The organism is Duganella callida (assembly GCF_004614165.1).
Taxonomy (GTDB): domain Bacteria; phylum Pseudomonadota; class Gammaproteobacteria; order Burkholderiales; family Burkholderiaceae_D; genus Rugamonas; species Rugamonas callida.
The window spans coordinates 13,873-28,028 of sequence record NZ_SPVG01000223.1 but is presented as its reverse complement, the minus strand read 5'-3'; the positions used below and the strand labels follow the sequence as shown (position 1 = coordinate 28,028).

Here is a 14,156-nt window from a genome sequence, read left to right as displayed (position 1 = left end):
AGGCGCTGGACCGGGCGGGGCTGCGCCGCATCCGCGACGGCTTCGCGGCGGCGGCGCGGCGCGCGGCCGACATCGGCATCGACGCCATCCAGATCCACGCCGCGCACGGCTACCTGCTGCACCAGTTCCTGTCGCCGCTGTCGAACCTGCGCACGGACGAATATGGCGGCGCGCTGGAAAACCGTGCGCGCTTTCCGCTGGAAGTGTTTGACGCCGTGCGCGCGGCGTTTCCGCCCGAGCGGCCGGTCAGCGTGCGCATCTCGGGCACGGACTGGATAGACGGCGGCTTCACCATCGAGCAGGCGCAGGCGTTCTCGCAGATGCTGGCGGCGCGCGGCGTGGACGTGATCCACGTCTCCAGCGGCGGGCTGCGGCCGGATCAGCGCATACCGGTCGGCCCCGGCTACCAGGTGCCGCTGGCGCGCGCGGTCAGGGCGGTGGTGGATGTGCCGGTGGTGGCGGTCGGCCTGATCACCGAGCCGCTCCATGCCGAGGCCATCATCGCCAACGGCGACGCCGACCTGGTCGCGCTGGCGCGCACGGTGCTGTACGACCCGCGCTGGCCATGGCACGCGGCGGCGGCGCTGGGCGCACGGGTGCACGCGGCCAGCCAGTACCTGCGCTGCCAGCCGGTGCAATATCCGGACCTGTTCAGCGGCTGAAAGGCGGCATGGCACGGCTTGACCAAACGCTTGCCGATCTATACTATGGCGTTCGTCCGCTGCACGGCGGACACGGTTGAGCAATCGACTGGGAGACGTGGCCGAGTGGCCGAAGGCACTTCCCTGCTAAGGAAGCATACGGGCAAAACCTGTATCGTGGGTTCGAATCCCACCGTCTCCGCCAGAATGCCAAAAAAAAGCGACCGCGAGGTCGCTTTTTTTTTTGGGCCAGCCATCTCTTAAAGCGGCAAGCCCCGCATGCGCAGCGGCGTGGCGTCGGTGTAGCGGGCGACGTCCGCCATCACCTCGGTCCGCTCCGGCGAATTGAACGCCGCTTCGACGGCGGCTTCGTCGCGGTACACGCTCTCGCAGATGGCGATCGTGCCATTCTGGTCAATCGACGGGTAAAAGGCTCTGCAGCTGATCAGTCCGTACTTGCCCCAGGCTTGCAGGGTAAGCGGCAGGTGCTGGTGCGTATAGTAATCGCGGTCGAAGCGGGTTTCGGGCGTGCCCTGGTAATAGACATAGATGGTAACTTGCTTGTTGTTTTCACTCATTTGATGTGACTCCGGTTATGGCGCACGCAGGCGCCGTTGAAAAAAGCGGTGGATCAAGCGCCGGAAGCCCGGCCTTGCGTGGATGTGGCGGCGCGGCGGGCGAGCGTCATGCCCAGCACCACGCCGGCGCCGAGACAGCAGGCGATGCACAACGCGGCGACGATGAAGGCGTGCGCGATCGCCGCAGGCTCGTCCCTCCCGTCGAGGACGGTGTAGAAGATGCCGCCGATCAGGGCCACGCTGAGCGCCGTGCTCACCTGCAGGGTCGAGCTGGCGATGCCGGCGATCATGCCGGAATAGGCGGGCGCCACCCGGCCCGTGATCATTTTCATCAGCGTCGGCAGGGCGAGCCCTTGTCCGAAGCCGATGAGGAACAGCAGCACGGCCAGCGGCGTGGCTGCCGGCGCCACGCGGTCCGGCGTCGCGCAGATCAACCATGCCAGGCCGAGGAAGCCGGCGGTTTCCAGTCCCATGCCGATCGGATTGACCCACTCGCCGAGATGGCGGCGGAAATACGGCGTGGACAAGGGCCCCAGCAGGAAGCCGGCGCCGAAGGGCAGGAACACCAGGCCGGCATCGAGGGCGCTGACATGCAGGGCGTTCTGCAGATAGACCGAGAACAGCAGAAAGAACGAACCGATCGAATAGAAGCACACGGCGATCAGCAGGGCGCGGCCCAGGCCCGGTGCGCGCAGGGCCGCGGGATGGAGCAGCGGCGCCCCGCCGGCCCGCGCCAGCCGGCTTTCGTAGCGCCAGAACAGCCGCGCCAGCAGCGGCGCCGCGGCCAGCGACAGCCAGGACCACCAGGGCCACCCGGCCTCGCGGCCTTCGATCAGCGGCACGATCAGCAGCGCCAGCGTCAGCATCGACAAGACCATGCCGCCCGGGTCCAGCTTGCCCGAGCCTTGCCCGTCCGTTCGCCTGAGGAGCGGAATACCGAACAGTATCACCAGCAAGGCCAGCGGCAGGTTGACCAGGAACACCGCGCGCCACCCCATGCCGAACAGGTCCAGCGCGATCAGCACGCCGCCCAGCGCCTGTCCGGCGACCGAGGCCAGGCCGAACACCGCGCCGTACAGGCTGAGCGCCAGCGGCTTTTCGGCTTCCGGGAAGATGGCCTGGACCGAGGCGAGCGCCTGCGGCGCCATGACCGCGGCGGTAATGCCCTGCAGGGCCCGTCCGGCAATCAGAGCCCACGGCGACCAGGCGAAACCGCACAGCAGCGAGGCAGCGGTGAAGCCCAGCAAGCCGAGGAAGAATATGCGGCTGCGGCCGAACAGGTCGCCCAGGCGACCGCCGGTAATCAGTGTCACCGCATACAGCGCTGCATACGCGGAAATGACCATCTGCTCGGCCGAGGACGAGGAGCCCAGGTCGCTCTGGATGGACGGCAGCGCCACGTTGACGATGAAGAAGTCCAGCGGCGGCAGGAAGGAGCCGACCAGCAGGACGGCGAACATCGCCCAGCGGCGCGGCTCGGGGGGCGCGGAATGAGGTTTTGACATGGTTCTCCTTAAGGAACCTATCGGTTCCAAATTGGGTAAAAAAATTTGCGTCAGTCGAGGATCCGCAGGGCGTTTTCCACCAGCGCGACCATCTCCGCTTCGGCGACACCGGTTTTGCCCAGCACGCGCATGCCCTGGATCTGGCAGACCAGGAAGCGCGCCATCGTCTGCGGGTCGCGTTCGGGAAACTCGCCGCCGGCCTGGCCGCGGACGATGGCGGCGGCATACAGTTGCTGCAGGCGTTCGAACATGCCGCGCGCCCGTTCCGCGATCTCGGGGTCGTGCGCCTGTTCGGTCGCCATGGCCACGATCAGGCAGCCGCGCCGGCCGGCGCCACCGGACGACTGGGTCGCATGGCGCAGCAGGGACGTGCGTATCGCCGCCCGGGCGGCGCCGGGCTGCGACAGCTGCTGCGCGGTCAACTGCAAGCCATCGGCCATGTAGCGGTCGAGAGCGGCCAGCAGCAGGCCCTTCTTGTCGCCGAAGGCCTTGTAGAGACTGCCTCGCGAGAGCCCGGTCCCTTCGATCAGGTCGGGCAGGGATGCGGCTTCATAGCCGTGGTCCCAGAACACTTGCATCGCGTCGCGGGCGGCATCGTCCAGCTCAAATTCGCGTGGACGGCCCAGGCCGACATGGTTTGCCATCTTTTATCTCCGTCGGTTCGGTTTAACATATAAACCAATCGGTTCCAATATTAGCAGCTACCGTGGGCCGGCGCAAGCTTTAGCGCGCTGCGCGCGTGCCCCCGGCCCAGCGCAGGCCGGGGCCGTTGGCCGGCACCGCTTTCTGTGCCTGACATGGCGCCAGTCGCTTCAGCAGGGCGGGGAACGCGCGGCAGTAGCTGGACTGAATTCCCGCCAGGCGGGCGATCTGGCTGAACTCGATCACAAACCCGTCGGGGACGCTCCTGAGTACCTGCTCCACGCGGTCTTGCCAGTTGTCCGACCAGGTTACAGCCGAAGTCCCGACGCAGAAAATCGGGTCGTGCTTGCGCACAGTGCCCCCTTTCACCACACGTGCGAGCATGCCACGGCGATTTTTGGCGGTGCCCGCAACGCCGGGACCCAACCGGCCGCAAGCCTCGCACTGAAAAGTCAGCGCGAGCGTCACCGACTCGCCAATGCGCAGCAGTTGGCCCGAGTGCAGGCGTGATGTGTCCGCGGTGATGCGCAAATTCTCGCGCAAGATGTGCTCTGGCAAATTCAATTCTGTGTAAGCGGCCGCACTGGCAAGCAACAATTGCCGGGGAGATGCGCGGTCCTGGTGGACGTCGTTGCTGAAGCCCAGCCCCTCGACGGCTTCCGCGGCGTCGACCGGACGAAAGGGTGAACGTACGGTCGGCTTGACGTAAATGGTGTCAACAATGCCGATCGGCGAGGTTGGAAACTGAGAAGGCATGAATTTTCTACGCGATCCCTGAGCGGTGGCTGGCATCTTACACGAACGGGCAGATGCGTCAGCGTTCCCAGCGGCCGGCAACGGCTGCATCCGATTCGCGTCCGCCCGCGTAACTCCCTACGGTGCCAGATTTTCCTTTGCCGATTCGTTTAACTAAATCTCGAAAGCATGTATGCCCATCTTTTCCTACCAGTCTTTCAATGCCGGCAATCAGTCCAAACATGATTTGGTTTCGGTGACCGCGCAAAAACTGACGGTAGAGACGCACGACCATCTGGCCGCGTCGACGGGAGCGGCCAGGCTGGTCTATCCTACTTTGCATGACGAGAGCTTCGATTCCATGAATTATCCCGACGGCCGGCCAGCCGACCGTCACTTGCCGCCGGTGCAGGGGCCGGCCAGGCTGGTCGCCACGGCACCGGTCGGCACCATTTCCCAAACCAATGTCCGGCCCGACGAATTTTTCGACATGATGAAGTATAAGGTGTTGCAGAACCGGCAAGGAGTATTCCGGGAAATGCAGCAGATGCCGCACGTGACGGCATTTGGCGAACTCAACGGCGCCAACGCCGACTTCCGGACCATGAACGAGTACGTGGTGAGCGACCTGGCCGGCGCGACGGCCAACAAGAAAGCGTGCAACAACTTCAGTGTCTACTGCTCGAACGGTATCCGTGCCGATTGCGTGGGGCAGGGAGACGGGTGGTATGCGATCAACTATCTCGGCTATACAGTCGTGTTCGTTCATGTGCCGAACAGGTTGATGAAAGGGGCCAAACCGCCGGTCGCCGCAGCCGCGAAACCGGGGGCGCTTCGCGGCGTCGGCGCCACGCACCAGGCCAAGCCGGCCGCGCCCAAGCCCTATGCAAGAAGTGCCGGCGGCGAAACGACCGAGGACCGTCTGGTGACTTTTTACAAAGGCATCGCGGACACCATCATCCAGAACGGCGGAGGGGTTATCGATCTCATCATGGGAGACACCAACCAGAGCAGCGGCGGCGTTACGCCCAGTGTCGTCAGCAAGGCGACCAGCCTGGATTTCAAAAGTGCGCATACGGGCAGCATCAGTCCCATCGACGGCTATAAGGTCAGCGTGGGCGGCACCAATTCAAAGGGCGACAAAATGTACGACGTGGCGGTGTACAACGCGGCAACGGTCAGGATGAAGAAGATCTGCTATTGGTCGCAGCTGGCGCCGGTCGCCGACGGCAGCGCGGTTGCCGCTGTTACCGACCACATGGGGCTGGCGGTCGATATCGAATTGATTTAGAAAAAAAAAACCGGCAGCCAAGGGGAGGGCGCTGCCGGGCAGGCGGCGGCCTAAACTGTTTTGCGGGTTCGTCCCGCCGGGCGGCGCGCCGACGTTGCCGGCGGCGGCGCGCTCGATTCGCGCACCACGAACTCGCTGGGAAATTCCACCCGCTGGCGGCGGCCGGGCTGATTCTTGATACGGCGCAGCAGCTCCTGCACCGCGGCCTTGGCCATGTCCACGATCGGATGCCGCAGCGTGGTCATGCGCGGCTGGACGATGCTGGCCACCGGCACGTCGTCGAAGCCGACCAGCGACATGTCGGCCGGCACGCTCAGGCCGGCGCGCTGCAGGGCCAGCATGCAGCCGAAGCCCATCTCGTCGTTGGCGGAAAAGATCGCGGTCGGCCGCGTGGCCAGGGCCAGCAGGCGTTCGGTCGCTTCGGTGCCGGAGCGCTCCGAGAAGTCGCCCTGTTCCACCAGCGCCGGATCGAAAGCGATGCCGGCATCTTCCAGCGCGGCGCGGTAACCCTGTTCGCGTTCGGCGCTCTGGCCCGTGTAGGCGCTGCCGTGGATGAAGGCGATGCGCCGATGACCGAGGTCGATCAGGTGCTGGGTGGCGTCACGCGCGCCGTTGAAGTTGTCGCCATTGATCACCGGTACGCTGGTCTTGTGTTTGCAGTAGTGCATCAGCACCACCGGCCGCTCGCTTTGTTCCAGCATGGCCAGATATTCGTCGCTCATGCGCGGCAGCACGAAGATCAGGCCATCCCACAGGCCGTTCAGCAACTGGTCCAGGCGGCGGCCGTTGGCGGAGGTCAGGTCGTCCACCGCGTTGTAGATGAACAGGTCCATCTGGTAGCGCCGCACTTCGGCGCTGAGTTCGGCGATGTAGGCGTTGATCAGCGGCGAGGCCAGGTCGTTGACCACCACGCCGATGACGTTGGTGCGACCGCTTTTCATGGCGCGCGCCTGCATGTTGGGCGCGTAGCCCAGTTCGGCGGCGGCCGCCAGCACCCTGGCCTTGGTCTCTTCCGCCACGTAGCCTTCGCCGCTCAGCGAGCGCGAGGCGGTCATCAGGGCAACGCCGGCATGCTTGGCGACCTGGGCCAGAGTGACTGCTTTTTTCATCGGACTGTTCATTTACGGTAATGAGGTAACGATATCACACGGTGCGGTGAGCGGCAACCGTCACGGCGCGCCGGTGCTGACCGTCAGCGGCGCCGCGCGCTGCGCGGCGTAGTCGCGCACGTACTGTTGCCAGGCTTCCGGCGTGGCGTAGCCGGCCTTGCTCCAGCCGGCGCCCAGGTAGTAGACGAAGGGCTGGCCGGGGATGGCTTGCGCCAGCACCAGGGCCTGTTCGTCCTGCGCGACCTGGCCGCTGGCGCCCGGCACGATGACGGCGCAGGCGATGCTGCCGTCCTGTCCCTGCGGCGCCTGCCAGTAGCTGATCCAGCCGGCCTGGAGGTCGGCGGCCTGGCGACCGTCGCCTTTGCCGGTGGCGACGCCAACCGCGACCGGCAGCGGTGCGGCGGACGGGCTGTCGAAGCGGCTTTCGACACGGGTGAAGCTGGAACCGGCATCGATGCGCAGGCGCCGCACTTCCGACACCGCGCGGCCGGCCGCGTCCCAGCGCGCGAAGCGCAGTTCGAATTCGCTGCGGATGGGGCCGTCCGCGAGCACGCGCGATCGGGCAAAGTTGGCCGGGCTGTACAGCTTGCCGCCGCTGTAGACGCCCAGGCCGCCGCAGCCCAGCGTCTTGCCCACGCTGTAGAAGTCCAGGCCTTCGCCATGGTCCTGGTGATAGTTGCCGCTGCGGTACCAGGCGTCGATCACTGGCCGGCGCGCGGACTTGGCCCAGACGTCGACACCGCTGCTGACCAGCATCTCACCGGGCGCGGTCATCAGCGCCGGCCCGTACATGCGGTGGGCGATGCGGTCGTTTTCCCAGGCGAAGTCGTCGAAGCGTTCGGGCACGAAGCGGGCGTGGGTCTTGACGTCGGCCGGCGGCACGGCCGGCAGCGCATCGCGGTCCAGGACCAGGTAGCGGCGCTGGTCGTTGGCACCGACCACGGCCTGGAACAGCACGCCGCCGTCGGTAGGCTGGCTGTTTACCATGCGCGAGGTCAACGCGTCCATCACCACCGGGTGCGGCGCACGCACCTGGGCCTGCACTGTTTCATCGCTGCGGAACAGCGCGCCGCCGTTGCTGACGGTGATCACCTGCGGCGCGCCGCGCTCGAGCAGTCCCATGCGGTAGATCTCGCTGCCGGCCAGCAGGAAGCCGCCGACGCCATAGATGTCGGTGAAGTCGTCGGGGAAGGTCTTGGGATCTTTGCCGATGGGCTGGACGTGGATCAGTTTGCCGTCCGGCTGGACGCTGGCGGCCAGTGCCTGCCATGCGCGTTTGACGGCGGGGCGGTACTGCCCGGCCGGCAGCAGTTGCTGGTTGACGCCCCAGGCCAGCGCGTAGGTGGTCAGGGCGGTGCCGCTGGTTTCGCGCAGCGGATAGCTGGCCGGGTCGAGCAGGCTGGAGCGCCACAGGCCGTCCTGCTGTTGCAGGCTGACCAGGCGCGCGGCCATCTCGCGGAATTGCTGTTCGAAGCGCGGGCGCGACGGGTGGTGGGCCGGCAGGTATTGCAGCATGCGCACCAGGCCGCCCATCACCCAGCCGTTGCCGCGGCTCCAGAACACTTTCTGGCCGTTGGCTTCGCGGCGCTTGAAGTAGGTGCTGTCGCGGAAGTACAGGTGCTCGCCGGGATCGTACAGGTAGTCGGAGGTGCGCCACCAGTGATCGACGGCGCGTTGCAGGTAGCGTTCGTCGCCGGTGGCGGCGTACAGGCGGATCCAGGCCGGCGGGGCCATGAAGAGGGCATCGCACCAGGACCAGCGCTGCAGGCTGCCGGGCAGGTCGAATTGCAGCGAGCCGTCGCGCGGGTCGGCCAGCATGCGGTCGAACTGGGCGCGCATGGGCGCGATCATGTCGGGATCGCGCAGTTGCAGGTAGAGTTCGGCGTAGGTCTGGCCGATGGCCTGGTCGTCGGCGTGGTATTGGTCGGGGCCGAGTTGCCAGTTGCGGCGTTGGCCGATGGCGAGCATGGCGTCGCGGTAGCGCGCCTGGCCGGAGATGCCGGACAGCGCCATGAAGCCGGTGTAGCCCACCGCCTGGGTCCAGTCGTGGTCGGGCCAGGCGCTGGGGTGGGCCAGTTGCCAGTCGCCGACCCGTTCCATCAGGCTCAAGGTGGCGGCGGGCGACAGGTCGGCGACGGTCGCCGTGTCGGCTGCGGCGGTTGGCGTGGCCCAGCTTGCCTGGATGGGCAGCATGGTCAGCAGGACGGCGCACAGCAGCGCGGGACGGATGGAAGGGATAGGGCGCATGGATTAATCCGGTGTAGGTTGACGGGACAGCGTGAAGGATGCGCTCAGGGAACGGCCGGCGCTGCCGCTGGCATCGATCTTGAGTCGCACAGTGGGTTGCAGGCTGAGCACGGTGATGCGGGGATCGGCTTGCAGCAGGGCGGCGGCCGGGCGCCGCAGTTCGATCTCGATCGCTGGCTGCCGGTGCTGGGTGGGTTCGGCGATGCTCAGGCTGAGTTTACCGGCTTGCTCGCGCAGCACGATGGACGCGGGACTGCTGGCGGTCAGGTAGGGCTGGCCGTTGACGCGGAGCGTGGCGGCTTGCCAGAAGTTGGCGGCGGTGACGCCAAGGTCGGCGTCGCGGACTGCGCTCAGCGCGTCGCTGTTTTCCAGGATGGCGACGCCGTGATGGGCCGCATAGGCGGCGGTGGCTGCGGTGTCGGCGCCGGGCAGCAGAATGTAGCAGTAGCTGGCGTCGCGTGGTTGCGGCCCATGCGGGATGGCCAGGCTGATGAACGTGTTGCTGACCGTGGCCGGGCTTTCCATGGAATTGATGGCTTGCCAGCTGCCGCTGCGGTTTTCGCGCAGCACACGCAAGGGCGCGCGGTCGGGGAAGACATAGCCGATGCCGGCGCCCGGCACGCTGCCGGCCAGGTGCGCCCAACTGGCGTGCGGCACATCCCTGGCGGCGCTTGTCGCGTCTGCGGATGGTGCGTTGGCGGCGGCGCCGGGCGCGTCGGCCTGCGGCTGGCCGTCGACGGTCAGGCGGTTGTGGCCGGGGGCGGGCAGTTTGCGGTTGTCGACGATGGTTTCGGCGTCGTTGCTGCCGCTGATGCCGGCGCCGGTGGCGACGATGCGCTGGCCCAGCAGGAACCACGATTTCTTGCCGCGCAGGTCGGAGCCGGTGACGTCGCGCAGATCGAACTTGAGCGCCACGGCGGCGTAGCCGTCCAGCTGCGCGCCGCCGGCCCAGCCGTCGCGGTTGCCCAGCATGGCCCAGGCCGGCGGCAGACCGCTGCCGCTGTGGTCGGTGGTGGTGCCGGGCAGGCGCGCGCTGTCGATGGTGGGCCAGTAGTGGCCGCCGTACTGCATCTGGTCGGCATTGTAGAGTGAGGTCATGCCGATGCCGTTCCACCAGCCGCGCGCGTGTTCGCCGTTGCCGTATTCGAAGGCGGAGATGCGGTCGGAATACATGCTGATGACGAAGCCGAAGTCGCGGCTGTGCAGCAGCGCGCGGTCCATGCTGGCATACACGCGCGCGCCGGCCGGCGCGTCGGCGGGGCGGATCGCGGGATCGGCCGCCAGTTGCTTCAGCTGGCGCAGGTCGTAGCCGCTGAAGGCGCTGTCGGGCCTGCCGGCGCTGAACCACAGGTCGCGCTGGACCTGGCCTTTGATGGCGGCTTTCAGATCGTCGGCCTGGCCGGCCGGGGCGGCTTGCGCGAGGGCGGCCAGGGCGCCGAGGATGCGGCGGCCGGCGTAGTGATCGTCCTGCGCTTCGGAGGAGATGCGGCGGCCGCGCACGGCGTCGGCCATGGCGCCGTCGAACAGCCACGGCACGTACGATTCGCGCGCCCAATGCAGGATGCCGTTCAGCGTGGCGGCCGGCAGCGGCCATGGCGAGCCGCTGTGCAGGTAGACCAGCTTGGCGTAGTCGTCGAGCGCGACCAGGCCATAGCTGCCGGTGTAGGCGATGTAGTTGTGCTGGACGAAGGAACCGTCGGCGTAAAAGCCGTCGCCTCTGGTCACCGGTGCCAGCGTCTGGGCCACGGCGTCGCGGCCGGCGGCGATGTGCCGGTCGGAGCGGCCCAGCACGCCGCGCAGGCCGACCGCCAGCGCCTTGTCCAGGCGGTTGGCGCCGGTTTCGATTTCCGTGCTCAGGCGGCCGTCGCGCAAGGTGCGGCGGGTGGGATCGGGGTCGAAGTGGTCGATGGCGGCCAGGCAGCGCGCCAGCAGGCCGGGCGGCAGCTCGGCGTACATCAGCGTCAAGGTGTTCACCAGGCGCAGCGGCGTGCCGATCTGCCAGTCCCACCAGTTGCCATAGCTTTGCATCCCGGCGTGATAGTGGTGCTGGTCCATCCAGTCCAGGCCGTGGAGGATGGCGTCACGCAGGCGCGCGTCGCCGCGCAGCGGACTACCCGGATGGGCATAGGCCAGCGCCATCGCTTCCAGCCGCGCGTAGTTGGTGGTGATGACGGCCGAGGCGGTGATGCCGTTGGCCTGTTGCCAGTTGCCGGCGTCGGCCCACAGCGCACCGGCGCCGGCGTCGGTGGACATGGCGTCCAGATGGCGCTGGGCGGCGCGGGCGATGGCGGCGCCGGCTTCGCTGCCGGTGTCGCCGGCCAGGCGGGTGTTCCAGCGCAGGCGCATCTGCTGGTAAGGATCGTCGGCGGCGCCGGCGCCGCCCGCCGCGCAGCAGGCCAGCAGGCCGGCGCGCAACAGGGTGTTGATACGTGCAGTCAAACCGGGCTCCTCAGTGGGTGGTGATGATCAGTTGCGGCCGCAGCGCGCTGTTGCCGTTTTCCCTGGTCGCGTATTCGACCCAGCCGTTGCTGCCGTAGTTACTGTCCAGGTCCAGCACCAGCGACATTACCTTGTCGCCTGCCAGCGTGGCGCTGACGGCGCCGGTGATGTCGGCCTGTACCGCGGTGTTCAGCGCCGGCGCGCTCCAGCTGGCCAGTAGCGTACCGCTGCCCGGCGCATTGTTCCAGTTCAGCGCGGTTTCGGTCCAGCTGTCGGTGTTGGCCAGCATCAGGTTGGTGGTCATGGCCGTGGTCTGGCCGATGGCGGAGGTGGACAGCACCAGTCTGGCGCTGTCCACCGTGCCGCTGACGGCGGACAGGTCGAATTTGAGGAAGCCCTTGCGGTAGTAGCCGGCGCTGTCTTTTTTCAGCACCATGCTGGTGGTCGCGCCGTAGTTGGTGGCGGCGTAGGTGCCGTCGCGCACGTAGGCGTCGGCCACCGGCGCCAGGGTCTTGATGGTGTTGAGCGTGAAGCGCGCCGCATACGATTTGCCGGCCGAGCCGCTGGTGGCGACCTTGAACTTGATGGTGGGACTGAGCTGGACGATGGTGACGCCGGGATCGGCCATGACCAGGGCGCCGGCGCTGCGATTGATTTCGACGTTGATGCCGGCGGTGTTGGCCTGGGTCGGATCGGCCACGCTGATCTGCAGGTCGGTGCCGTTCTGCTGCATCACCATCACCGCCTTGCGGTCGCTGGTCAGCAGCGGCTGGCCGGCCTGGCTGACGGTTTTGCTGGCGTCGTTCCAGAACACGGCGCCGGTCAGGCCGAGCGCGCTGTCGGCGGCGGCGCTGGCGCTGGTGGAGCGCTCCAGCACGCTGACGGTGGGCGCCGCCGCGTAGGCCGCCGTTTGCGCCGCGCTGCGGTTGGGCAGCAGCACGTAGCTGTAGACGCCGGCCGTCGGGTTGGCGCCGTGCTGCAGCGCCAGGCTGAGGTAGTTGTTGCTGACGCTGGCGGTGCTGCCGCCGGTGTTGATGTCGCTCCAGGCACCGCTGCGGCTTTCGCGCAGCCCGCTGACGGCCGGCGCGTCGGGGAAGTAGTAGCCGATGTCGCTGCCAGCCACGCTGCCGGCCAGGTGCGCCCAGCTGACGGCGTTCATGCTTTCGCTCCAGCCGGCGCTGGTCGGCTTGGCCGCCCCGTTGACGGTCAGGGCGTTGTCGCCGGCGCTGTTCAGCTTGCGGTTTTCGACGATGGTTTCGACGCTGGCGCCGCCGCTGCTGGCGATGCCGGCACCGAGCGCGACGCTGCGGTCGCCGAACAGGAACCAGGCTTTCTTGCCGCTCAGCGTGGAGCCGGTGACGTTGGCGCTGGCGAAGTCGAACGCGACCGCCGCGTAACGGCCATTCAGCGCGGCGGCGCCCACAGTGTTGCGCGGGTTGCCGCTGTTCTTCCACGCGGCCGGCGTGCCGCTGCCGCTGTGGTCGGTGGTGGTGCCGGCCAGACGACGGGCGTCCACGGTCGGCCAGTAGTCGTCGCCGTATTGCGTGAGGTCGGCGTTGTAGAGGTAGCTCATGCCCATGCCGGTCCACCACGGTTTGGCGTTCTCGCCGTTGCCGAATTCGAAGGCGGACATACGGTTGGAGAACAGACTAAGCGCGTAGGCATAGCCGCTCTCTCGCTGGATCACGCGGTCGGTCGAGGGGAACACGGCGGCACCGGTGGTTTCAGCGGCGGGCGTGATGGCGCTGTCGTTGAGGATGTCCTTGAGCAGACCGAGGTCGTAGACGGAAACGCCGGCGTAGACGCCCGGGGTGGCGGTCGGCGTCGGCGCGAAGTAGGAATTGCCGAAGCTGGTGTCGCGCTGCATCCAGCCTTTCAGCACGGCTTTCAGCGGCGCGGCCTGGCTGGCCGGCAGGCCCTGCGCCAGTTCGGCCATCGCGCCGATCACCGAGCGGCCGGTGCTGTGGTCGTCGCTGAACTGGCGCGAGATCGAGCGGCCGCGGCCCATGTCCATCATGGCGCCGTTGTAGATGAAGGGGCGGAACGACTGCATGGCCCAGGCGTAGGCGTTGGCGGCGTTGGGGTCGGTCACGCTCCAGCTGGAGCCGTTGAGGAGGTAGAACAGCCGCGCGATGTCGGACAGCAGCACCGGGCCGTAGCCGCCGATATAGGGAATGTTGGTGTGCTGGACGAAGGAACTGTCGGCATAGAAACCGTCGCCGCTGGTCACGTACAGCAGGGCCTGGCTGATGGCGTCGCGGCCCTGGGCGATCCTGGCGCTGGATTTGCCCAGCACGCCGCGCAGCACGGCCACCAGCGCCTTGTCGAGCCGGTTGGCACCGGTTTCGACAGTGGTGGATAGCGTCCCGTTGGGGTTGGTGCGCAGCGTGGGATCGGGCATGAAGCGGTCGATCGCGGCCAGGTAGGCGTCGATCTGTGCGGCCGTCAGCAGCGGGTAGACCGCGGCGATGGCGTTGTTCAGCGCTTGCGGGGTGCCGATCTGCCAGTCCCACCAGTTGTCGTAGGAGGCGGCCAGCGCGGCCTGATAGTAGTGCTGGTTAAGCCAGTCGAGGCCGGCGACGATGTCGTTGCCGAGCGCGGTATTGTGATACAGCGCGGAGTTGGGCGAGGCCCAGGCGGCGGCCATGGTGGCCAGGCGCGTGTAGCTGCCGGTGATGGTGGCGGATTTGCTCCAGTCGCCGAGGTCGGCCCACAGCGCGCTGCGGGCGGCGCCGGTCAACAGGGTGTTCCAGTTGGCCTGGGCATTGCTGGTGCCGACCGCGATCTGGTTGGCGACGTCGGTGTCGGCCGGGTTGGCGCTGCCGCCGTTGGCGCGGGTCTGCCACCTGGTGCGCAGGGTATCGAATTCGTCGGCGTGCGCCGGCAGCGCGCTCCAGGCGGTTTGCAGCAGCACAGACAGGAACAGGGCACGCGGCCATCGCTTGATCAGATACATGACGCTTCTCCAG

The 14,156-nt window shown here is 67.4% G+C and carries 10 protein-coding genes and 1 tRNA gene; 3 read left to right on the top strand and 8 right to left on the bottom strand.

What is annotated here, in order from left to right; translation table 11 throughout:
* The coding region (locus tag E4L98_RS22460; protein ID WP_443093093.1) for an oxidoreductase at positions 1 to 662 on the top strand (662 nt) is incomplete at its 5' end.
* A 91-nt stretch (positions 663 to 753) separates the two neighbouring features.
* Positions 754 to 846: transfer RNA gene (locus E4L98_RS22455), tRNA-Ser, on the top strand.
* A gap of 55 nt (positions 847 to 901) precedes the next feature.
* Here the strand turns inward: E4L98_RS22455 and E4L98_RS22450 are convergent.
* From E4L98_RS22450 to E4L98_RS22435, 4 genes are all read right to left on the bottom strand, one after another.
* Positions 902 to 1,219, bottom strand: a complete 318-nt coding sequence (locus E4L98_RS22450; protein ID WP_135203769.1) for an EthD family reductase — start codon at positions 1,217 to 1,219, stop codon at positions 902 to 904.
* A gap of 53 nt (positions 1,220 to 1,272) precedes the next feature.
* Positions 1,273 to 2,724, bottom strand: coding sequence for an MFS transporter (locus tag E4L98_RS22445; protein WP_229257515.1), 1,452 nt, complete (start codon positions 2,722 to 2,724; stop codon positions 1,273 to 1,275).
* Between the two features lie 50 nt (positions 2,725 to 2,774).
* Positions 2,775 to 3,368 (bottom strand): TetR/AcrR family transcriptional regulator, encoded by a 594-nt coding sequence (locus E4L98_RS22440; protein WP_135203768.1) that lies wholly within the window; start codon positions 3,366 to 3,368, stop codon positions 2,775 to 2,777.
* Positions 3,369 to 3,447: 79 nt separating this feature from the next.
* Entirely contained in the window at positions 3,448 to 4,122 is a 675-nt protein-coding gene (locus E4L98_RS22435; RefSeq protein ID WP_135203767.1) for an MOSC domain-containing protein, read from the bottom strand.
* Positions 4,123 to 4,294: 172 nt separating this feature from the next.
* On the opposite strand from E4L98_RS22435, the gene E4L98_RS22430 reads away from it, so the two are divergent.
* Complete coding sequence (locus E4L98_RS22430) at positions 4,295 to 5,392, top strand: hypothetical protein (RefSeq protein WP_135203766.1); 1,098 nt, start codon at positions 4,295 to 4,297, stop codon at positions 5,390 to 5,392.
* Between the two features lie 50 nt (positions 5,393 to 5,442).
* Here E4L98_RS22430 and E4L98_RS22425 read toward each other — a convergent pair whose 3' ends face one another.
* From E4L98_RS22425 to E4L98_RS22410, 4 genes are read right to left on the bottom strand one after another with little or no spacing between them, the layout of a single operon-like run.
* Positions 5,443 to 6,501: a LacI family DNA-binding transcriptional regulator gene (locus E4L98_RS22425; protein ID WP_167761416.1), complete on the bottom strand. Its 1,059-nt coding sequence runs from the start codon at positions 6,499 to 6,501 to the stop codon at positions 5,443 to 5,445.
* A gap of 60 nt (positions 6,502 to 6,561) precedes the next feature.
* Positions 6,562 to 8,748, bottom strand: a complete 2,187-nt coding sequence (locus tag E4L98_RS22420) for a glycoside hydrolase family 88 protein (protein WP_135203764.1) — start codon at positions 8,746 to 8,748, stop codon at positions 6,562 to 6,564.
* Between the two features lie 3 nt (positions 8,749 to 8,751).
* Complete coding sequence (locus E4L98_RS22415) at positions 8,752 to 11,187, bottom strand: polysaccharide lyase 8 family protein (RefSeq protein WP_135203763.1); 2,436 nt, start codon at positions 11,185 to 11,187, stop codon at positions 8,752 to 8,754.
* Positions 11,188 to 11,197: 10 nt separating this feature from the next.
* The gene (locus E4L98_RS22410; RefSeq protein ID WP_135203762.1) at positions 11,198 to 14,143 is read right to left on the bottom strand and encodes a polysaccharide lyase family 8 super-sandwich domain-containing protein; all 2,946 of its coding nucleotides are present in this window, start codon (positions 14,141 to 14,143) and stop codon (positions 11,198 to 11,200) included.
* Between the last annotated feature and the right edge of the window lie 13 nt (positions 14,144 to 14,156).